The sequence below is a fragment of the Mycobacterium sp. 1164985.4 genome, assembly GCF_001668575.1.
Lineage (GTDB): Bacteria > Actinomycetota > Actinomycetes > Mycobacteriales > Mycobacteriaceae > Mycobacterium.
Map to the genome: position 1 here is coordinate 17,969 of NZ_LZMD01000012.1, position 19,721 is coordinate 37,689.

The 19,721-nt window shown below is 67.3% G+C and carries 20 protein-coding genes; 5 read left to right on the forward strand and 15 right to left on the reverse strand.

What is annotated here, in order from left to right:
• Window positions 1-27: 27 nt before the first annotated feature.
• A complete protein-coding gene (locus tag A5650_RS00965; protein ID WP_067285405.1) occupies window positions 28-657 on the forward strand; it encodes a class I SAM-dependent methyltransferase in 630 nt (209 codons plus the stop codon).
• Window positions 658-711: 54 nt separating this feature from the next.
• Here the strand turns inward: A5650_RS00965 and A5650_RS00970 are convergent, their stop codons facing one another.
• The 11 genes from A5650_RS00970 to A5650_RS01020 form a co-directional block, all read right to left on the reverse strand.
• Window positions 712-1,089 (reverse strand): DUF6285 domain-containing protein, encoded by a 378-nt coding sequence (locus A5650_RS00970; RefSeq protein ID WP_067285407.1) that lies wholly within the window; start codon window positions 1,087-1,089, stop codon window positions 712-714.
• Complete coding sequence (locus A5650_RS00975) at window positions 1,086-2,057, reverse strand: phosphotransferase family protein (RefSeq protein WP_067285410.1); 972 nt, start codon at window positions 2,055-2,057, stop codon at window positions 1,086-1,088. The genes A5650_RS00970 and A5650_RS00975 overlap by 4 nt, the downstream gene beginning before the upstream one ends.
• Complete coding sequence (locus A5650_RS00980; RefSeq protein WP_067285411.1) at window positions 2,054-3,292, reverse strand: acyl-CoA dehydrogenase family protein; 1,239 nt, start codon at window positions 3,290-3,292, stop codon at window positions 2,054-2,056. Before A5650_RS00980 ends, A5650_RS00975 begins: the two co-directional genes overlap by 4 nt.
• 20 nt (window positions 3,293-3,312) lie before the next feature.
• Window positions 3,313-3,933 (reverse strand): TetR/AcrR family transcriptional regulator, encoded by a 621-nt coding sequence (locus A5650_RS00985; protein WP_067285412.1) that lies wholly within the window; start codon window positions 3,931-3,933, stop codon window positions 3,313-3,315.
• A gap of 6 nt (window positions 3,934-3,939) precedes the next feature.
• On the reverse strand, window positions 3,940-4,854 hold the full coding sequence (locus tag A5650_RS00990; protein WP_067285414.1) for a hydroxymethylglutaryl-CoA lyase: 915 nt from the start codon (window positions 4,852-4,854) through the stop codon (window positions 3,940-3,942).
• Window positions 4,851-6,053: a CaiB/BaiF CoA transferase family protein gene (locus A5650_RS00995; RefSeq protein ID WP_067285415.1), complete on the reverse strand. Its 1,203-nt coding sequence runs from the start codon at window positions 6,051-6,053 to the stop codon at window positions 4,851-4,853. The genes A5650_RS00990 and A5650_RS00995 overlap by 4 nt, the downstream gene beginning before the upstream one ends.
• Entirely contained in the window at window positions 6,050-7,243 is a 1,194-nt protein-coding gene (locus tag A5650_RS01000; RefSeq protein WP_067285416.1) for an alpha/beta hydrolase family protein, read from the reverse strand. The genes A5650_RS00995 and A5650_RS01000 overlap by 4 nt, the downstream gene beginning before the upstream one ends.
• A complete protein-coding gene (locus tag A5650_RS01005; RefSeq protein ID WP_067285420.1) occupies window positions 7,240-8,364 on the reverse strand; it encodes a homogentisate 1,2-dioxygenase in 1,125 nt (374 codons plus the stop codon). Before A5650_RS01005 ends, A5650_RS01000 begins: the two co-directional genes overlap by 4 nt.
• Window positions 8,365-8,440: 76 nt before the next feature.
• Window positions 8,441-8,830, reverse strand: a complete 390-nt coding sequence (locus A5650_RS01010; RefSeq protein ID WP_067285421.1) for a nitroreductase/quinone reductase family protein — start codon at window positions 8,828-8,830, stop codon at window positions 8,441-8,443.
• Window positions 8,831-8,844: 14 nt separating this feature from the next.
• A complete protein-coding gene (locus tag A5650_RS01015; protein WP_067285423.1) occupies window positions 8,845-10,014 on the reverse strand; it encodes an acyl-CoA dehydrogenase family protein in 1,170 nt (389 codons plus the stop codon).
• A 136-nt stretch (window positions 10,015-10,150) separates the two neighbouring features.
• The gene (locus A5650_RS01020; RefSeq protein ID WP_067285425.1) at window positions 10,151-10,720 is read right to left on the reverse strand and encodes a TetR/AcrR family transcriptional regulator; all 570 of its coding nucleotides are present in this window, start codon (window positions 10,718-10,720) and stop codon (window positions 10,151-10,153) included.
• A gap of 303 nt (window positions 10,721-11,023) precedes the next feature.
• On the opposite strand from A5650_RS01020, the gene A5650_RS01025 reads away from it, so the two are divergent.
• Both A5650_RS01025 and A5650_RS01030 read left to right on the forward strand, forming a co-directional pair.
• Window positions 11,024-12,001 carry an esterase family protein gene (locus tag A5650_RS01025; RefSeq protein ID WP_067285426.1) on the forward strand — a complete coding sequence of 326 codons (978 nt, stop codon included), beginning with the start codon at window positions 11,024-11,026 and terminating at the stop codon, window positions 11,999-12,001.
• 68 nt (window positions 12,002-12,069) lie between these two features.
• Window positions 12,070-13,068 carry an acrylyl-CoA reductase family protein gene (locus A5650_RS01030; protein WP_067285428.1) on the forward strand — a complete coding sequence of 333 codons (999 nt, stop codon included), beginning with the start codon at window positions 12,070-12,072 and terminating at the stop codon, window positions 13,066-13,068.
• 82 nt (window positions 13,069-13,150) lie between these two features.
• Here A5650_RS01030 and A5650_RS01035 read toward each other — a convergent pair whose 3' ends face one another.
• The 3 genes from A5650_RS01035 to hisN all read right to left on the reverse strand — a co-directional run bounded on the left by A5650_RS01035 (window position 13,151) and on the right by hisN (window position 16,686).
• Window positions 13,151-14,365 carry an acyl-CoA dehydrogenase family protein gene (locus tag A5650_RS01035; RefSeq protein ID WP_067285431.1) on the reverse strand — a complete coding sequence of 405 codons (1,215 nt, stop codon included), beginning with the start codon at window positions 14,363-14,365 and terminating at the stop codon, window positions 13,151-13,153.
• 23 nt (window positions 14,366-14,388) lie between these two features.
• On the reverse strand, window positions 14,389-15,792 hold the full coding sequence (locus A5650_RS01040) for an acyl-CoA dehydrogenase family protein (protein WP_067285433.1): 1,404 nt from the start codon (window positions 15,790-15,792) through the stop codon (window positions 14,389-14,391).
• A 96-nt stretch (window positions 15,793-15,888) separates the two neighbouring features.
• Window positions 15,889-16,686, reverse strand: coding sequence for a histidinol-phosphatase (hisN, locus tag A5650_RS01045; RefSeq protein ID WP_067285435.1), 798 nt, complete (start codon window positions 16,684-16,686; stop codon window positions 15,889-15,891).
• Window positions 16,687-16,709: 23 nt separating this feature from the next.
• Here hisN and A5650_RS01050 point away from each other — a divergent pair, with 23 nt between their 5' ends.
• On the forward strand, window positions 16,710-17,081 hold the full coding sequence (locus A5650_RS01050) for a hypothetical protein (RefSeq protein ID WP_067285437.1): 372 nt from the start codon (window positions 16,710-16,712) through the stop codon (window positions 17,079-17,081).
• On the opposite strand, the gene A5650_RS01055 is transcribed toward A5650_RS01050, so the two are convergent.
• The gene (locus A5650_RS01055) at window positions 17,082-18,446 is read right to left on the reverse strand and encodes an FAD-dependent oxidoreductase (RefSeq protein ID WP_067285439.1); all 1,365 of its coding nucleotides are present in this window, start codon (window positions 18,444-18,446) and stop codon (window positions 17,082-17,084) included. It abuts the gene before it with no gap.
• A 161-nt stretch (window positions 18,447-18,607) separates the two neighbouring features.
• On the opposite strand from A5650_RS01055, the gene prfB reads away from it, so the two are divergent.
• A complete protein-coding gene (gene prfB, locus A5650_RS01060) occupies window positions 18,608-19,714 on the forward strand; it encodes a peptide chain release factor 2 (RefSeq protein WP_067285441.1) in 1,107 nt (368 codons plus the stop codon).
• The last annotated feature ends 7 nt before the right edge of the window (window positions 19,715-19,721 follow it).

A 19,721-nucleotide genomic window follows, 5' to 3' on the forward strand; every position in this document is an offset into this window, starting at 1 on the left:
GCTGGTTGAGGTTGAACACTGGGCGGCATGGATGTGACACCTACTCTCTCGCTATTCGACGATGCCTACAAGAGCGGAACCGCGCCATGGGTTATCGGCGAGCCGCAGAAGGCCGTCGTCGACCTCGAACGCGCGGGCCTGATCCGCGGCAGGATCCTCGACGTCGGCTGCGGCGCCGGCGAGCACACAATCCTGCTCGCGAAGCTCGGATACGACGTCGTCGGCGTGGACTACGCACCGTCGGCGGTCGAGCATGCGCGCAGAAACGCCGAGGCCAAGGGCGTCGCGGCGCGGTTCGAGGTCGCCGACGCAATGGACCTCGGCAACGACGCCTACGACACGATCGTCGACAGCGCGCTGTTCCACATCTTCGACGCGACCGACCGCGCCAAGTACGTGCGCAGCCTGCACGCGGCGTGCCGTCCCGGCGGGCTCGTTCATCTGCTCGCCCTGTCCGACCGCGGCCGCGGATTCGGTCCGCAGGTCAGCGAATCCGACATCCGCGACGCGTTCAGCGACGGCTGGGTGCTGGAGTCGCTGGAGGAGACCACCTACCGCGGCGTGGTCCAGCCGTCCCAGGCCGAGGCCATCGGACTGGCGGCGGGTTCGCTGGTCGACGAACCGGCGTGGCTGGCCCGAATCCGCCGTCCCTCCTGAGCGATTTGTGCGCGATTCCGATCGCTCAGCGATCGTTTTCACTCACAAATCGCGTCAGTAGCCGGGGTGGTTGACGTCGAGCCGGTGCCGCACGAGCGTCCGCAGCACCGGCAACACGTCCGCGGCGCGACCGTCGAGGTCGCCCGAGCGGATCGCTGCCGCCAGTTGCGGTTCGTCGTCGTAACCGATTCCGCGTAGCGCAACGACGACCTCGCCGGCCGAGGTGTCGAGCAGTTCGCGTTCGACGATGCGCAACACGTTGGCCGCGACGCGGGCGTGGAAGTTGACCTGGCCAAGGTCGGCGAGCCGACTATCAGGTCCCACGTCGCCCCGGCCGTCGGGACCGGTGGCCTCGCGAACGTCCTTCTCCAGGAAGCCGGCGACGGCGGCGACGAGTTCCGCCGCGGTGGGGCGCCCGTAGAGCCAACTCATCGCGGTCCACCTCCTTCGAGCAGATCCAGGACGTCCCACTCGGTTTCGCTGACGCGACGCCCGATCGCGGCCAGCTCGACCGACTCCGTCTGACCCGACAGATGACGCTCGGCCTGATACCGGCAGATGACCCCCCACCGCAGGGTGGCCACCGTCAGCCACCACCGAAACGCCGCGCGGTCCAGCGGAACACCCGCCGCCGACTCGTAGGCCGACAGGAAATCCTCCACGCTGCCCAGGCCGCCGGCGCCGTGATGTTCGGGTGCGCCGAACCGCCACGCCCGGATGCAGAACCAGGCCAGGTCCTCGTAGACCTCGCCGACGTGCACGAGTTCCCAGTCCAGCACCGCCGCCAACCCGGTGTCGTCGACGATCAGGTTGCCCATCCGAAAGTCGCCGTGCACCAGCACCTGCGATGACGGGGGCGGCCGGTTGGCTTCGAGCCAGCGGAAAGCCCATTCGAATGTCGCTGTGGTGTCGCCCATTTCGTCGAGCCGCGCGCGCCACTCAGAGAGCTGGTCCGACGGCGGCACGTCGACGCCCCGATAGTCCGCGCGGTGAATGGAGGCGAGCGCCTGTGCGCACTGGTGCAGCAGCCGTTCGCGCCCGGCGTCGTCCAGTGCGCGATAGATCCGCCGCACGATGGTCTCGCCGCCGATCGCGTCGCAGATCAGGTACGGGTTGCCGAGCGCCGCAGAGGAGTTGTCGGCCGACAGGATGTGCGGCACCGGTGCTCCCGCGGCGGCCGCCCGCTGCTGAACGGCCGCTTCCAGTTCCATGCTGGCGTGGACGTCGTCGGGCGGGCCGGTGCGCAGGATCAGGGCACGGCGGTCGTCGGTAACCGCATCGAACGCCCATGTCGTGCGGCTCGCCCCGCCGGTGAGCGCGTGCAGGTTCTCGACGACGACGCCCTCGCCGAGCACCGGGCCGAGGACGCTGGTGAGGGCTTCGGCGAGTTCGCGGTTCAACGCTTGCCGAACCCGAACAACCGCTGCGCGACCCGCCGGATTTGGATCTCCTCGGCACCCTCGGTGATCCGGTAGCGGCGGTGGTGCCGGTAAATGTGCTCGAACGGTTCGTGCCTGCTATAACCGACGCCGCCGAATACCTGCATCGCGCGATCGGCGGCATCGCACACCAGGCGGTTGGCGCGGTAGTTGGCCATCGACACCTTGTCCGACACCTCCATGTGGTGGTTGCGGTCCAATTCCGTTGCCGCGTAATACACCAGAAGGCGCACCATCTGGGCCTCGGTCTGCAGCTCGACCAGCGGCCACTGCACGGCCTGGTTCGTCGCCAGCGGTTTGCCGAACACCTTGCGCTCTCCTGCATACTGGACGGCGCGGTCGATGCAGTACTGCCCTGCGCCGAGGCTGCTCGCGGCCTGACGGATCCGATTCTCGTGCAGGAACGTCTGACCTACCTCCAGGCCGCGGTCGACCTCACCGAGCACGGCGTCGGCGGGCACACGGACGTCCTTCAACTCCACCTCGCCGTGGTCGGTGGGCATGTTGAACGACCACCAGTAATAGGGAACGGTGAATCCGGGCGCGTTGGTGGGCACCAGAAATGCGGTGATACCGCGGGCCTGGCCGCGATCGCCCGAGGTTCGGGCGAACACCAGATCGTGGGTGGCCCGGTGCACACCGGTGTTGAACCGCTTGGCGCCGTTGATGACCCAGTCGTCGCCATCGCGCACCGCGGTGGTCTCCATCCACGTGGCATCCGAGCCGTGCCCGGGTTCGGTGAGTCCGAAGGCCATCGACCGTTCCCCGGTGATCAACGCCTCGGTCCACTCGGCCTTCTGCGCCTCGGTACCGAACCGGTCCATCATGATGACTTGGGGGAAGTTACCGACGATCGACGACTCGTTCTGCAGGTCGTTGTGCAGCCCGAGACCTTTGTGCGCGAGGTGTTCGCGGATCACCGCCATGTCGATGTTGCTGCCGTCGCGACCGCCGAACCGCGACGGCAACCCGTAGCGCAGCCAGCCCGCCGCGTCGGCGCGCCTGCGCATCTCGTCGAGCAGGTCCTCCCACTCGCGGCGCGGAATGCCGTCGTTGTCCCAGTCTGTGCGGGCGTTTTCGCGACGCTTGTCGAAGTACTGGATGTTCTCGCGTTCCAGCGGTTTGATCTCGGCTTCGATGAATGCGTCCATCTCCGCGAGAAGCCCGGGCAGATGGTCGGGCAGGGCGAAATCCACGTTGATTTCCTTTCCGGGGTTCAGAACCCGTACAGCGTCTTCTTCCAGATCCTCGACAGCGTCACGATCGCATCCTCGTCGGTCAGCTCGACACCGAGGCCCGACGTTCCGACGAAGACGGTGGTGAAGTTCTCGAACAGCAGCGCGATGGCCGCCGCGGTGTGCTCGGGATTGAGCTCGGCGCCGTAGCCCTGCTCCTGCGCCCGGCGCACCGAGGCGGCCACGATCTCCATCCCGAACCGACGAAACTCGTTCTGCACCGCGGCGAATCGGGGTTGTGTCGCGGCCAGCTGTGCGACCGCGATCATGATGCCGATGTTCTGCTTGAACATGTTCCAGTAGCCGGTGACAACGGAGCGGAAGAAGGCGTCGTCATCGGGTGATTCCGGCAGGTCGAGAGCCCCGCCGGACGGCGCCACCACCTCGCGGAGGAACGATTGCGCGAGCACCGCCAGCAGATCTTCCTTGTCGGCGAAGTACCGGTAGAAGGCCGCGGGCGACTTACCCGCCGCCGAGGTGATGTCGCCGAGCGTCGTCCCGTGAAAACCCCGTTCGGCGAACAGCTTCCGCGCGGCCTGCTCGATGGCCTCGCGAGTCTGACGGCCCTTGGCGCTCAGGGTGGTCGACGGTCCGGTGGGCACGTCGGCTCAGTTCAGGATTCGGTCGCCGGCGCGCAGCAGCGAGCTCGGTAGGTCGTGTCCGACCAGGCGCTGCGCGACACCCGCCGCCTCGATCGCGGCGCTGAGGTCGACGTCGACGCCGATTCCGCTGTCGCGCAACAGGTATACGAGGTCTTCGGTGGCGATGTTGCCGCTGGCGCCGGGCGCGAACGGGCAGCCGCCGAGCCCGCCCACCGACGCATCCAATCGGGTGATGCCCGCCGTTACCGCCGCGTAGGCGCTGGCCAGCCCGGCTCCGCGGGTGTTGTGGAAGTGCGCGCCGAGCGGGACCTCACCGATCAGCGGGTGCAGTGCTTCGATCGTCTCCGTCACCCGCCGCGGTGTCGTTGTGCCGATGGTGTCGGCGATCGCCAGCCGGTCGACCTCGCTCGACAGCGCGGTGGTCAGCACGTCGACGACGCGCTGGTGCGGGGTGGGCCCGTCGAACGGGCAGTCCCACGTGGTTGCGATGATGACCTCGACGGTCGCCCCGCTGTCGTGGGCGATCGCGATGATCTCCGGAATCAGCGCCGTCGCCTCCGCAGATGTGCGGCCTACGTTGGCTCGGCTGTGGCCGTCGGCGGCCGACACCACGTATTCGATCGACGACAACCCCGCCGCGATGGCGCGTTTGGCGCCGTTCGGGCTGGCCACCAGAGCCGAGAACTCGATGTCGTGCGAGTCGCGGTACTCCTGCAGATGCGCGGCCAACTCGGCGGCATCGGCGAGGGCGGGCACCTTCGACGGAGAGACGAACGCCGTCGCCTCCATCTCGCGCACCCCGGTGGCGGCGACCGCGGCGAGCAGTTCGAGCTTCGCCGACAAGGGAATCGGATCCTCGATCTGCAAGCCGTCGCGCAGCGAGACGTCGCGGATCTGTACGTGTTCGGCTAGCTGGTTCACAGCACTCCCTCCGCCCTCAGTGCGTCGAGTTCGGCGGGACTCCTGCCGAGCAGGCCGCGGTAGACCTCGTCGTTGTGTTGGCCGGGTGCGGCCGGCCCCGCATACCGCACTGTGCCGGGCGTCTCCGAGAGCACTGGCACCACACCGGGTCCCAGCACGGACCGCTCGACCCGCTCGTCCCAGTGCTCGACGAGCATCCCGCGGGCTCGCAGCTGGGGATCCTCGACGACCTCGGCGACCGTGTTGATCGGCCCGGCGATCACGCCTGCGGCACTGAGGGTTTCGATGATCTCGCCGGGCTCGCGTTCGGCGGCCCAGTCGCCGATGATCTTGTCCAGTTCGTCTTGGTTACGCCCGCGGGCGACATGGTTGGCGAACCGGTCGTCGGTGGCCAGCTCGGGGCGGCCCATGGCCCCGCAGAGTCGGCGAAAGACGGTGTCCTGGTTGGCCGCGATCACCACCCAGCTGCCGTCGGCGCTGCGGTAGATGTTCGACGGCGCGATGCCCTCCAGCCGCGTGCCCGACGGGCCGCGCACCACGCCGCCGACGTCGTAGTCGGGGATGGTGGATTCCTGCACCGCCAGACAGGCTTCGGTGAGCGCGGCGTCCACGACCTGTCCCTCACCGGTGACCGTGCGCCGGTACAGCGCCGCCAACGCGCCCTGCGCGGCGAACATTCCCGCGAGGCTGTCGCCCAGCGACAGCGCCAGCCGCGGCGGCGGACCACCGGGGAAACCGTTCATGTGTCGCAGGCCGCTGGCCGCCTCGGCGACCGAGGCGTAGCCGGCCTTGTGCGCCTCGGGACCGGTCTGCCCGTAGCCGGAGACGCGGACCAGGATGATTCCGCGATTGCGTTCGCGCAGTATGTCGTAACCGAGGTTCCACTTCTCGAGCGTGCCCGGCCGGAAGTTCTCGACGATGATGTCGGAGCGCTCGACGAGGTCGAGAAACAGCGCACGACCGCCGTCCGTCCGCAGGTTCAGCGTGACGGCTTTCTTGTTGCGTGCGTGCACGGTCCAGAAGAAGTGGTGCCCGTCGAGCTCAGCCTGCCCCCAGGTGCGCAGCGGATCCGGTGCGCCCGGCGGTTCGATCTTGATGACCTCGGCTCCCATGTCGCCGAGCAGTCGACCCGCGAACGGGCCGGAGATCAGCGTGCCGACCTCGATGACCCGGATACCGTCCAACGGGCCGGTGGTCATAGCGAGAACCCGTGCCTATGCAGCCAGTCCGTGCAGATCGCGACGGCCTCGGCACGAGTCTCGCGCTGATCGGGACCGGAGTAGTAGTGGTTGGCGCCCGGTATTTCGTACATCTCCTTGTCAGGATGCCCGATCGCCTCGTAGAGCCTGCGGGTGTGGCTAGGCGTGCAGGCGTCGTCGGCGAGGTTGCCGATCACCAGGGTGGGCACCGCGATGTCGGGCCCACACTTCACCGCGTCGCCGTTGGCGTCGTCGTAGCTCCACTGCGACAGCCAGCTGCGCAGGGTGCAGAATCGGGCCAGCCCCACCGGGCTGTTGTTCACCACCTGAGGATCACCCAGGTAGGTCATCCGCGGCGCCCGTTCGTTCGGATCGACCGCGGGATCCAGCCACCGCGGATCGGCCATCGTGCCGTGCACGACGAAGCCGAACTCGTCCTCGGGCCGTCCGGCGGCTTTCAGCTCCGCCAGTTTGTCCTTGACCCACGCGGTGATTCGGCGGTTGCGGGCGATCTGCGCCGCGCGGTAGCGCTCGAGGAACTCCTCGGTGTACGGCGGCTGGTTGGGGTTGTCCGGGTTGTACAGGTCCAGCTCGGGATCGCGCTTGGAGGGGTCGGACTCGTCGAGGATCGAGGCGTCCAGCCACTCGGTGAGCGTGCCGTGGCGGCTGACGTGCGCCGCGAGCAGCATGATCCCGTCGGCGGGAATCAGGTCGAGCTTGGTCAGGTCCGGGCCGTCGCCCGACGGGCTGGCGGTGATCGTGGGGTGTTGGGCCTGCTGCTGGTAGAACACCGACAGCGAACCGCCGCCGCTCCACCCGGCGAGCACCACCTTCGAGTAGCCCAACCGGTTCTTGGCGTCCTTGATGCACTCGCCCAGGTCCTCGACGACCTTCTCCATCAACAGCGCCACGTCCGTTCCGCGGAATCTGCTGTTGCAGTAGATGACGTGATGGCCGCCGCGGGCCAGCGCGTTGATCATCGGCAGGTAGGCGCCGCCGCCGATCGGATGCATGAACACCAGCACGGTGTCGGAGTTCTTGTCCTTAGGCCGCAGCAGGTAGCTCTCCATCACGACGAGCTCGGCGACCCCGCCGTAGGTGTCGCGAACACCCGAGTTGTTCTGGAAGGCAACGAGATAGGGGATGCGGTCGTATTCGTAGCGCACCGGCGGCTCGGTCGTCTGCGTCACGAGTGCTGTCCTGCGTTCGATGTCGCGGCCGTCGCCGCTCCGAGATCGTGCGCCAGCACCTCGGCCGACGGCGTCAGTCGCCTGGTGGTGTCGACCGAGATCACGTACCAACCGACGCGGTCCTGTTCGTCGAACTTGCGCCGCGCCCGCTCGCGCGCCTTCTCCGGTGCGCCGTGGTGTACGCCCTGCGGGGCGTGGCTGACGAGACCGGGCGGCATCGGAATGCCGAACAGGTCACCACCGTGGAAGAAGGAGACCTCGTCGTAGTCGACGTTGCGGTGATACCACGGCGGACGCTCGGTGCCGGGCACGCTCTCGGCGGGCCGGGGCAAGAAGTTCATCACCGCAACGCCCGTCGCCTGCATGAACAGGTGCACGGTTGGTGGGAGGTGCACGCTCTCGCTGGCGATCACGTTGTAGTCGGCGATGTTGAACGTGAACGGGAAGTTGTCGCCGCGCCACCCCTCGACGTCCATCGGATTGTGTTGGTAGAACAGCGATGTCGGTCCGCCCTCGTGGACGAGACGAACTTCGTATTCGGCGCGACCGTCGTCGTCGATCGGCTGCGGTTCGGGAACCGTGGCCTGCGACGGGTCGAACGGGAAGTGCCTGCCCAGCGGTCCCGGCGGGGGAACGCGGAACTCGTCGGTGGCCTCGATCATCAGCAGGGTGGTCTCGGCGTCGGGTATCTGCCGCCACGTCGTCGCCTTGGGCATGTAGACCCAGTCACCCTCGCGATAGCGCAGCGGGCCGAACTCCGTCTCGAGCAGACCCGTGCCGCGGTGCACGAACGACAGCAGGTCGCCGTCGACGTGGCGCACGTAAAACGGCATCCCCTCACTGCGCCGGCTCAGCGAGATCCGGCAGTCCGGGTTGCTGAAGAGCAGCAGGGGCGAGCCCGCGGGATCGGTGGCGTCGCTGGGCTTGAGCTCGCTGGTCATCACGTCGACCGGGCGCAGCGGCCCCGACGCCCGGTACGCGGTGGGGTCGTGGCGGCGGTAGATGTTCGCGGTGCGCCCGACGAATCCGCCGCGGCCGAGTTCGTCGTCCTTCAAGCCGTCGAGATCGGCGTGCAGGCGCTTGGGGGTGCGGCCTTTGCGCAGGTGAACAAACGATTCCATGGTTCGCTCCATCGACGGTGACGGCGGGCCCGACGCCCAGAACTAAAACTGACTTTAGTTTTACCTTAGGTGCGAGTCAATCCTCGAGGTCGACCCGGATGGTCAGCAGATTCGTGCCGAAGGTCCGCACCCCAAAACTGTTGAACTGCGGCAGCGAGCGCAACCGCTCATGCGGATCGTCGTCCGCGATGACGTGTGCGATTCCCTTGTGCCACTTGCCGTTCAGTCGAACCCGTACTGCGGGATTCGCCCGGATATTCTTGACATACTGCGAGTTGTCACCGAATTCGGAGACGAACCAGAACTCGTTACCCACCCGGCGGCCGCCGAGCGGGGTGCGCCGGGGTTGGCCGGTCTTGCGGCCCGTCGTCTCCAGCAACGTCTGGAACGGCAGATGCCGCATCACCCGGTTGGCCACGTTTTTCTGGAACAGCTTGGTGACTCGATCGCGCAAGTCCTCGGCCATGGTTATCCCTTCGGTCACACCATCGCGGTCCGTGACACCTTCATACCCAACCTCAGCGCTCCGGCCAGTTCGCGGCCGGTGTCGTAGTCGAAGACGACGTGACCGGCCACGACGTCGACGTCGCGCTTGATCCGTTGGAGCGGGTTGTCGACGAAATGCGCGCTGGCGCCCGAGGCTTCGAGCAGCAGCCCGATCACCGCCCGCGATTCGTGGACGATGTGCGCTGCCGCCATCCGGGCCGCGCCGCGCACCGGTCTGGGCACGGCGTCGCCGGCGGCGACGATCGTCTCGATCTCGCCGACGGTGTCGGTCAGCAGGCCACGCAGCGCCCGCAGCCGCACTTCGGCCTCCCCGAGGCGGGCCTGCGCGATCGGCTTGTCCTTCTGCATGACGCCCTCGTAAGCCAGCACCCGTCCCGCGAGCCGCTCGGCGTAGATCTCGGCGACACGTTCGGCGCTGCCCAGGGCCGGCATCGCGGCCAGGAGCGCGAGAGCCGGCACCATCGGCCAGCGGTAGGTGTCGGCGTCGTGCAGCGCCGACCCGGGGGCGGTGCCGGTGTAGATGTCGACGACCCGGACCAGCCGATGGTCGGGGACGAATACGTCGTCGATCACGACGTCGTTCGAACCGGTGGCGCGCATGCCGTCGGTGTGCCAGACGTCGTCGATCACGACGTCCTCGATCGGCAGCAGGGCGAGCGCGGGATATATGCCGGCCATATCGTCTTCAGGGCCGCAGAGCGCGCCGACCATGATCCAGTTGCCGTGCATCACGCCGGTGGCCCACGACCACCGGCCGCTCAGCCGTACGCCACCGTCGGTGGTCACGCCCCGACCCGTCGGCGCCAGGGGAGCTGGGGCGAGGAACGGGCGGGTCGCGAACGCCTCGTCCTGGGCGCGCTCGCCGAACAACGCCAGCATCCAGTTGTGCAGCATGTAGAAGCCGATCGTCCACGCGCTGGAGGCGCAGCCGTGAGCCATCCGCCGGACCGGATCGAAGATCGCCGGAAGCGGCGCCTGCATGCCGCCGTACCGCGCGGGCACCAGCAGGTCGGTCACCCCCGACGCCAGTAGCTCGTCGACCGTCGCCTGCGGCAACTGGCGCAATCGCTCCGCCTCGGTCGCCCGATCGGCGAGCCGGCCGACGAAATCGGCGTCGACCAGCGGAAAAGCCGAGGCGGTCATGGACCGCGACGCTACCATACTTTTTTGTATGGAACCCTTGGGGTCCGCCCTTTTGCGCCGAGCGAGCGTGTCTGCAGACGACACGCCGCCAAAATGCGGCAGTTTGTGCACGCTCGGCGCGCCCCAGCGTGCGGAACTAGCGCGCGAGCATGATGTCGAGGAACCGTTCTCGCCGCGCCACTACCTTCGCGCTGGCCCTCGCGCTCGCCTTCGACCCGGACAAGTGCAGAAAGCCGATACCGGCCGCGAAGGTGGCGTTGGCGCGCAGGTCGGCCTCCTCGGGGTCGAACCCGTCCTCGAGGAACGCCTGCCGGACGGCCTCGAGAACTCGCCGGTCCGAGGCGCGCACACCCGCGGCGACCTCCTCGTCGGTGCGGGCCCACTCCCGCATCGCCCGTTCCAGCGTCCGGTGCCGGGCGTCGACCAGCGCGCTCATCATGCGAGAGAGCCGCTCGCGCGGTGGCAGGTCGCTCAGCGCCGCGAAGTGCCGCCGGTCGTCGTCGCGCACCTCGCCCCATGCGCTGACCAGCGCCGATCGGTACCCGGCCATGTCGGTGAAATGCCAGTAGAAGCTGCCCTTGGTGGCGCCGACACGCTCACACAGCGCGTCCAGCTTGAGTGCCTTGATGCCTCGCTCGGCGAGGATCTCGTATCCGGCCTGGATCCAGTCGTCGACAGACAGTCGCGGCGTGCGGGCCGGTGCCATAGGCGGAAGCCTACGGGTGCGCACAGCGACCGCTGAGGCACGACAACGGGCGTTTTCGACCCTCCCGCGGGCAACAATTTGCTCACAGAAAGCGGCGCGCGGGACCGCCCAGGGTTTCTCCTGCGCTGATCATCATGTTTTACTGCACACGCGACAACTGAAATTTCTCGGTCCGTTCGACGGCCCCGGGTCCAGTCGAGCGGGCATGACAGCGCAGCAGCCGCTGCGGTGTCGATGGCGATCGCTCGATCGCAGACGGAACGGCCTCCTAAGTGGCAACCGGAAGATGGATGGACTTGCAGAATGAGCTTGATTGACAGAATTCGCGGCCCCTGGGCGCGGCGCTTCGCGGTGGCGGCCATCGCGGCGGCCCTGTTACCGGGTTTCGTGAGCCTCGCCGGCCAGTCAGCCTCCGCTGGGGCGTTCTCCCGGCCCGGCCTGCCGGTCGAGTACCTGATGGTGCCGTCGCCGTCGATGGGGCGCGACATCAAGGTGCAGTTCCAGAAGGGCACCGGCTCCAAGGCGGTGTACCTGCTCGATGGCCTGCGCGCTCGCGACGACTTCAACGGCTGGGACCTCGAGACCCAGGCGTTCGAATGGTTCTACGAGACGCCGCTGTCTCTGGTCCTGCCCGTGGGCGGCCAGTCCAGCTTCTACTCCGACTGGTACGCGCCGGCCTGCGGTAAGGCCGGATGCCAGACCTACAAGTGGGAGACGTTCCTGACCAGCGAGCTGCCGCAGTGGCTCGCCGCCAACAGGGGCGTGTCCACCACGGGCAACGCCGCGGTCGGCCTGTCGATGTCGGGTAACTCGGCGATGATCCTGTCCGTCTACCACCCGGACCAGTTCATCTACGCCGGCGCGCTGTCTGCATTCCTGAACCCGTCGGAGGGCCAGTGGCCGTTCCTGATCAACATGGCGATGGGTGACGCGGGCGGCTTCAAGGCCAACGACATGTGGGGTCCGACCGAGGATCCGAACAGCGCCTGGAAGCGCAACGACCCGATGCTGCAGATCCCGGCCCTGGTCGCGAACAACACCCGGTTGTGGGTGTACTGCGGTAACGGCACGCCGAACGAGCTGGGTGGCGCGAACCTGCCCGCCGAGTTCCTCGAGGGCCTGACGATCCGCACGAACATCGCGTTCCGCGACAACTACATCGCCGCGGGCGGCAACAACGGTGTGTTCAACTTCCCGCCGTACGGCACGCACAGCTGGGAGTACTGGGGCGCTCAGTTGCAGGAGATGAAGCCTGACCTGATCTCGCATCTCGGTTCGTAAAGCACGTCAAGAGTCCCCGGGCGCAACGCGCGTCCGGGGACTTTTGTCTGTGGTGAACAATGAGCGTCATGAGCGCAGTCAACGCCTTGGTCGCACATCAGGACTCCGGGGGAGAAATCTCTTTGCGGCACGAAGTCGTCGACGACACCTTCCTGCCCGACGGTGAGGTCACGATCTCTGTCGAGTACTCGGGGGTCAACTACAAGGATGCCCTGGCGGTGACGCCCAAAGGCGGTGTGGCCCAGTCGTATCCGCTCATCCCGGGGATCGACGTGGCCGGCACCGTCACGGCGTCGTCGTCATCGGACTTCGTGGTGGGTGACCGGGTCGTCGCGCACGGCTACGACATCGGCACCGGCAGGCACGGCGGATACGCCGACACCGCCCGTTTCCCGGCCGACTACGTGGTCAAGCTCGGCGGGTTGACGACCGGCGAAGCCGCCGCGATCGGGACCGCCGGATTCACCGCGGCCATGAGCGTCAACGCGATTCGCGCGCACGGCGTTCGTCCGCAGGACGGGGCGGTGCTGGTCACCGGTGCGACCGGAGGCGTCGGCAGCATCAGCGTCGACCTGCTGGCAGGGCTCGGATACGAGGTGATCGCTTCGTCGGGCAAGGCCGAGGCCCACGACTATCTGATGGGTCTGGGCGCGTATCAGGTGATCGGACGGCTGCCCGAGGAGGGGGAGAAGGTTCGCCCGCTCGGCAAGTCGAAATGGGCGGCGGTCGTCGACAGCGTCGGCGGCGACACTCTCGCCTATGCGTTGAGCACGTTGAATTACGCTGGTGTCGCGGCTATTTCGGGCCTGGCCCGGTCCGCTGACCTCCCGACGACGGTGATGCCGTTCATCCTGCGCGGTGTCACGCTCGCTGGAATCGACTCCGTCCAGCTCGCCATCGGACCGCGCCGCGAGATCTGGAAGCAGCTCGAAGGCGAGCTCAAGCCCAAGCACCTAGCGGACGTCACGAAGGACGTCACGATATTGGACGCTCCGCACACCCTGCGCACGATCATCGGCGGCGGCGTCACCGGCCGCACCCGTGTGGTCGTACACGACGGCTTCTGATTTCTTCGCGAGCAGACGCGAAACTGCCCAAAATCGCTGCGAAATGGGCAGTTTTACGTCTGCTCGGCGACGGTGGTAGGAGTTATTTCAACTCGGCCGACGACAATCCGAGCAGGCGCCGCGCGACCACGAGCAGCTGAATCTGTTGGGTGCCTTCGAAGATGTCGAGGATCTTGCTGTCGCGCGCCCACTTCTCCAGCAGCGTGACCTCTGAATAGCCGACGGTGCCCGCGAGTTCGACGGCTTTGAGGGTGATATCACTGGCCACCCGGCCGGCCTTCGCCTTACCCATCGACGCTTCCTTCGAGTTCGGAATGTCGTTGTCGGCCTGCCACGCCGAGCGCACCGTCAGCAGATACGCCGCCTCCCAATCGGATTCCATCCGCAAGAACTCCGCGGCCGGTGCACTTTGAGCATGCGACGGCTTGTCGTAGGAGATGTCGACACCGGCGTCGGTGAGCAGCTTGCGCAGCTCCTCCAGCGCGGCGCGGGCGATGCCGACGGCCATCGCGGCGACGACGGGCCGGGTGTTGTCGAAGGTCTCCATGACCCCGGCAAAACCCTTCTCCACCTGAATCTCCGGGCTGCCCAGCAGGTTCTCCTTGGGGATCCGGACGTTGTCGAACCGGATGACCGCGGTGTCGGAGGCCTTGATGCCGAGCTTGTCCTCGAGCCGTTCGACCGTCACACCGGGGTGTTCGCGCGGCACGATGAACGACTTGATCGCGGCGCGGCCCAGCGACTTGTCCAGCGTCGCCCACACCACTATGTGGGTTGCCCGCGAGCCCGCGGTGACGAAGATCTTCTCGCCGTTGATCACATACTCGTCGCCGTCGAGCTTCGCCGTCGTCGACACGGCCGCCGAATCGGAGCCGAAGCCCGGTTCGGTGATCGCCATCGCCGCCCACACATCCTTGCCCAGCCGCTCGAGCTGTTCAGGGGTGGCGACGCTGGAGATCGCGGCGTTGCCGAGCCCCTGGCGCGGCACCGAAAGCATCAAAGCCACGTCGCCCCAGCTGATCTCCATCACGTTGAGCACGGCCGACATGTTGGCGCCGTTGTGATTGACGTCCTTTGGCTCGTCGCCACCGGCGAACGCCTCGGCGCCGGCGAACGCGACGGTCTTGGCGCCCTGAATCCCCTCGAAGAGGGTGGCGAGGGTGTCGAGCTCCACCGGGTACTCGTGCTCGCGCAGATCCCACTTGCGGGATATGGGGCGCAGCATCTCGGCGGCTCCCTGGTGCGCTTTCTCAATGACCGCCTCGAGTTTGCGCGGCAGCTCCAGATTGATTGCCATGGTTCGACTTTCGCTCGTAAGACTCAGATGACTACAACGCCCTCGGCGACGCCGATGGCACGCAGATCGCGATACCAGCGCTCAACGGGGTGCTCTTTGGTGTAACCGTGGCCGCCGAGAAGCTGAACACCGTCCAGGCCGATCTGCATTCCCTTGTCGGTTCCCAGCCGCTTGGCCAACGCGGCTTCGCGGGCGAACGGCAGGCCCTGGTCGGCGCGCGACGCGCCGCGCCAGGTGATCAGGCGCAGGCCGTCGAACTCGATCGCCATGTTGGCGCACATGAAAGCGACCGCCTGGCGGTGCGCGATCGGTTCGCCGAAAGCTTGGCGCTCCTTGACATAGGGCACGACGTAGTCGAGCACCGCATGCGAGGTTCCGACGGCCAGCGCCGCCCAACCGAGCCGAGACAGCGCGAGCGCCTCGGAGTAGATCCGGTCTGTCTCTACCGCTGGCGCTTCCTCTTCGCCGAGTCGCGCCGACAGCGGCACGGTGACCCCGTCGAGCGACACCTGACCGATCGCGGCCCCGCGGATGCCCATACCCGGGTCCGGCGTGACGCTGAGCCCCTTCGACGAGGATTCGACGATGAACAGCGCGGGCTTGCCGGTGAGTTGTGCCGCGACGATGAACAATTCGGCGTTCGCGGCCGCCGGCACCAAGGACTTCACGCCGTCGAGGCGGTAACCGCTCGGCGTCCGCACGGCCGTGGTCTTCAATGCGGTCGGATCGAACAGCGGACGCGGTTCGGCGATCGCGACGCAGGACTGCGGGACGTTCTCGCCCGCGAACTCCTTGAGATAGGTCGCTTGCTGATCGGCGCTGCCCCAGTGCGTGAGCGCCGATGCGACGCCCGCGGGAGCCAGGATCGGCAGCGCAAGGCCCATGTCGCCGTATGCGAGTGCCTCGGCGACCAGGACATTGGTGACGGCAGCGCGGTGCGCCGCGATGCCCTCGAAATCCTCGGGCACGTTGATCGCGGTGATGCCGAGTTCGGACGCCTTGGCCACGAGGTCGACGGGGTAATCGGCGGCCTCGTCGGCCTCCCGCGCCGCCGGCCGGATGACTTCGTCGGCGAACTCGCCGATCGTCTCGACGATCATCTGCTGTTCGTCGTCGGGGGTGAGGTCGAAGTAGTCCGATCCGCTCTTCTTCAGCCGGGTCGGGCCGCTCTGATTACCCGAGACGCGCTTGAACTGTCGGTTGGCTGCGCCCGCGACGGAGAAGACCTGCTTGACGCCGTACTTCAACCCGCGGTTGAGCGGGTCGCGCAGGTGGTAGCGATCCAGGAACTCCTGACCGACCAGGGGGGTGACCAGCGCGAGCCCGAGATCGATCGCGGAGCGCTTGTGTTTCTTCAAGCCGACGGCGCTTTCCTTGCCGCTTCGCTTGGGCTTGGATCCGTTTTTCGACGGCAGGTTCTTGCTCATTTTGACTGCCTCGCTTTGATTGGGAACGTCCGAACTCGTCGAACTGACTCCAGAGTAAGGTATCGGAACTGACTCACAAGTAAGTTGTTGTCGAACTCACAGCAGCCGCCGCAGAACCTCATCGTGTAGCAGGCCGTTGGTCGCGACCGCGCTGCCACCGTGAGGCCCGTCCTCGCCATCGAGGTTGGTGAACCGGCCCCCGGCCTCACGCACCAGGACGTCGAGTGGCGCGAGGTCCCACGTTGAGACCTCGGGCTCCATCGCGATGTCGACGGCGCCCTCGGCGACGAGGCAGTAGTTGTAGAAGTCGCCGTAGCCACGTACCCGCCACACGGCGTCGGTCAGCGCGACGAACCGGTCGCGGATGCCGCGGTCGGCCCAGCCCGAGAGGCTGGAGAATGCCAGGCTCGCCGAGCCGAGGTCGTCGACCTTCGACACGCTCAGCCGTCGCTGCGATTGTCCGCTCACCCGCGCGAACGCGCCCCGACCGGCCACCGCCCACCACCGTCGTTGCAGCGCGGGCGCGCTCACCACGCCGAGCACCGGAACCCCGTCGTGCAACAACGCGATCAGCGTCGCCCACACCGGCACCCCGCGGACGAAGTTCTTGGTCCCGTCGATCGGGTCGACAACCCACTGCCTGCCCACGAATTCCTTCGTCCCGCCGAACTCCTCGCCGAACACCGAATCGTTCGGGCGCTCCCGCTCGAGTCGCAGCCGGATCATCGATTCGACTTCGAGGTCGGCATCCGTGGCAGGGGTCAGGTCGGGTTTGGTCTCGACGACGAGGTCCACCGCGCCGAAGCGGGCCATCGTCCTGGCGTCCGATTCGTCGGCCAGGGTAAGCGCCAGTGCCAGATCGTCCGCCCCACTCGCGCTCGCCTCGGAATCCATGCCTGTCGTCCTACCATGTCGGGATGTGGGAATTCGCGGTGATACTGCTGCTGGTCGGTGCGCTGGTGCTGCTGGCCCGGCCGATGCTGATGCGCCGCCGCGGCGCCCCCACCGATTGGCCGTCGGGTCAGCTGCTGGTCACCGGTGTCAGCCCGCGGCCGACTGACGTCACCGGGCCGCAATACGTGACGATCACCGGCGTCATCAACGGCCCCACGGTCAACGAGCACGTCGTGTACCAGCGGCTCGAGGTGGACGTCGACGACTGGCCGACGATGGGCCAGCTGTTCCCGGTCGTCTACTCGCCGAAGAACCCGGACAACTGGCGCTTCGCGCCGCAGGGCCTGCCGCCGGACGCCGCGCCGCCGCCTCCGCCGCCGCAGCCGTACACCTGATCAGCCGTGCCCGATCCGCAACATCTCGGCCACGCTGGTCAGCTTCACCCGCGGCCGTCCATGCGGTTCGCCCGCTGACCGTTCGTACTCGTCGATCAGCCGCCAGTGGTCGTCGGTGATGACCTTCGGCTGACGCTCGACCAGCCATTCCGCCAACCGTCTCGAATGGTTCTCGTCGAAGTCGGACAACTGCGCACCGGACAGATCGGCGATCAGCGTGTCGACCGTTTCCTGCGAGTCGCTCTTGTTGCTGCCGATGACGCCGGTCGGGCCCCGCTTGATCCAGCCGACAACGTATTCGTTGCGGCGGCCCTCGACGCGGCCGCCGGAGTGCGGGATCGTGCCGCTGCGCTCGTCGAACGGCAGACCGGGCGTCGGCACACCGCGGTAGCCGACGGCGCGCACCACCAGCTGGGCGGGCACCTCCTCGCGTTCACCGGTGTCCTTGGCGACGATGCGGCCGTTCTCCTCGACCAGCTCGTTGCGTCCGAGCACGATCGATTCGACGCGGCCGTCGCCCTTGATCTCGATCGGGGAGGTGCGGAACCGGAAGACGATGCGCCGCTTGGCATTCTTGGGTGTCTGCTCGGCGTAGCCGCGCAACACCCTGATGTTGTTGCGGACGGTCTTGCCCGCCGCTTCGAGGTCGTCGTCGGTGATGTCGGCGAAGTCGGCGGGATCGATGACGATGTCGACGTCGCCGAGGCCCTCGAGGTGCCCGAGCTCGCGCAGCTCCAAGGTGGTGAACGGCGCCTGCAAAGGACCGCGCCTGCCGACGACGAGGACCTCCTCGACCCCGCGGTCGTGCAGCGACTTCAACGCGTGGTCGGCGATGTCCGTCGCAGCGAGCACATCGGGGTCGGTGACGAGGATCCGCGCGACGTCGAGCGCGACGTTGCCGTTGCCGATCACGACGGCGCGGCCGCTGGAGATGTCCGGCGCGATCTCCTCGAAATGCGGATGCGCGTTGTACCAGCCGACGAAATCGACTGCGGCGACGCTGCCGGGCAGGTCTTCGCCCGGGATGCCCAGCGCCCTATCCGATTGAGCACCGACGGCGTAGATCACCGCGTCGTACTGTTCGGCCAACTCGGCGGGATGCACGTGCTCGCCGACGGCGACGTTGCCGAAGAACCGGAACCGCGGATCGAGCGCCGTCTTCTCGAACTGGGCGCTGATCGACTTGATCTTCGGATGGTCGGGGGCCACACCCGAGCGCACCAGCCCCCACGGGGTCGGGAGCATCTCGAGCATGTCGACGCGCACGTCGGCGTCTTCGCGAGAGTCGGCGAACTTGAGCAACGACGCGGCGGCGAAGTAACCCGAGGGCCCTGAGCCGACGATCGCCACGTGGTAGGGGCGCATGGATACCTTTTGTCGAGTTTCCTGTCGCTGTCCGGCCTCGCGCAGGGGGCTGTCGCGTCGGGGCCGGCCGGTTACGACTCCGATGCTAGAACGCTTACCGCATTCGTTGCCGCCAGTCGTGAGAACCGGCCTCGATCGGCACCCGGGTAACCTGAACTCCCGTGGATCCTGACCGTCAAGCCGACCTCGCCGCCCTTGACTCCACCCTGACCACGGTGGAGCGGGTGCTTGACGTCGAGGGCCTCCGCGGTCGCATCGAGAAGCTCGAGCACGAGGCCTCCGACCCGAACCTGTGGGACGACCAGGCGCGCGCCCAGAAGGTCACCAGCGAGCTGTCGCACGCGCAGGGCGAGCTGCGGCGCGTCGAGGAGCTGCGGCAGCGGCTCGACGACCTGCCGGTGATGTACGAGCTGGCTGCTGAAGAGGGCAGTGCCGACGAACTCGCTGAGGCCGACGCGGAGCTGAGCAAGCTGCGCGAGGATATCGAGGCGATGGAGGTCCGCACCCTGCTGTCCGGCGAGTACGACGAGCGCGAGGCAGTTGTCACCATCCGTTCAGGCGCCGGCGGGGTGGACGCCGCGGACTGGGCCGAGATGTTGATGCGCATGTACATCCGCTGGGCCGAACAGCACGACTACCCCGTCGAGGTTTTCGACATCTCCTACGCCGAAGAGGCGGGCATCAAGAGCGCGACCTTCGCCGTGCACGCGCCGTTCGCCTACGGCACGTTGTCGGTCGAGCAGGGCACCCACCGCCTGGTGCGCATCAGCCCCTTCGACAACCAGAGCCGAAGGCAGACGTCGTTCGCCGATGTCGAGGTGCTGCCGGTGGTCGAGACCACCGACCACATCGACATCCCGGAAAGCGATGTGCGCGTTGATGTCTACCGCTCCAGCGGGCCGGGTGGCCAGTCGGTGAACACGACGGACTCAGCGGTCCGCCTTACCCACATCCCGACGGGCATCGTGGTGACGTGTCAGAACGAGAAGTCGCAGCTGCAGAACAAGGTTTCGGCGATGCGGGTTCTGCAGGCAAAACTGTTGGAGCGCAAGCGCTTGGAAGAGCGCGCGGAGATGGACGCCCTCAAGGGCGACGGCGGCAGCTCGTGGGGCAACCAAATGCGGTCCTACGTGTTGCACCCCTACCAGATGGTCAAGGACCTGCGCACCGAGTTCGAGGTCGGCAACCCGGCCGCGGTGCTGGACGGGGACATCGACGGGTTCCTGGAAGCCGGGATCCGTTGGCGCAAGAGCCAATCAGACGATTAGCACCGAG

Bases quoted from the DNA above. Each gene is read 5' to 3' on its own strand.
- A5650_RS01010 (WP_067285421.1), bottom strand. From the start codon at position 8,830: ATGGCCGAGGACTTGCGCGATCGAGTCACCAAGCTGTTCCAGAAAAAC.
- A5650_RS00965 (WP_067285405.1), top strand. From the start codon at position 28: ATGGATGTGACACCTACTCTCTCGCTATTCGACGATGCCTACAAGAGC.
- A5650_RS00995 (WP_067285415.1), bottom strand. From the start codon at position 6,053: ATGACCACCGGCCCGTTGGACGGTATCCGGGTCATCGAGGTCGGCACG.
- A5650_RS01040 (WP_067285433.1), bottom strand. From the start codon at position 15,792: ATGAGCAAGAACCTGCCGTCGAAAAACGGATCCAAGCCCAAGCGAAGC.
- A5650_RS01035 (WP_067285431.1), bottom strand. From the start codon at position 14,365: ATGGCAATCAATCTGGAGCTGCCGCGCAAACTCGAGGCGGTCATTGAG.
- A5650_RS01015 (WP_067285423.1), bottom strand. From the start codon at position 10,014: ATGACCGCCTCGGCTTTTCCGCTGGTCGACGCCGATTTCGTCGGCCGG.
- A5650_RS01025 (WP_067285426.1), top strand. From the start codon at position 11,024: ATGAGCTTGATTGACAGAATTCGCGGCCCCTGGGCGCGGCGCTTCGCG.
- A5650_RS01020 (WP_067285425.1), bottom strand. From the start codon at position 10,720: ATGGCACCGGCCCGCACGCCGCGACTGTCTGTCGACGACTGGATCCAG.
- A5650_RS01050 (WP_067285437.1), top strand. From the start codon at position 16,710: ATGTGGGAATTCGCGGTGATACTGCTGCTGGTCGGTGCGCTGGTGCTG.
- A5650_RS00970 (WP_067285407.1), bottom strand. From the start codon at position 1,089: ATGAGTTGGCTCTACGGGCGCCCCACCGCGGCGGAACTCGTCGCCGCC.
- A5650_RS01005 (WP_067285420.1), bottom strand. From the start codon at position 8,364: ATGGAATCGTTTGTTCACCTGCGCAAAGGCCGCACCCCCAAGCGCCTG.
- A5650_RS01055 (WP_067285439.1), bottom strand. From the start codon at position 18,446: ATGCGCCCCTACCACGTGGCGATCGTCGGCTCAGGGCCCTCGGGTTAC.
- hisN (WP_067285435.1), bottom strand. From the start codon at position 16,686: ATGGATTCCGAGGCGAGCGCGAGTGGGGCGGACGATCTGGCACTGGCG.
- A5650_RS01030 (WP_067285428.1), top strand. From the start codon at position 12,070: ATGAGCGCAGTCAACGCCTTGGTCGCACATCAGGACTCCGGGGGAGAA.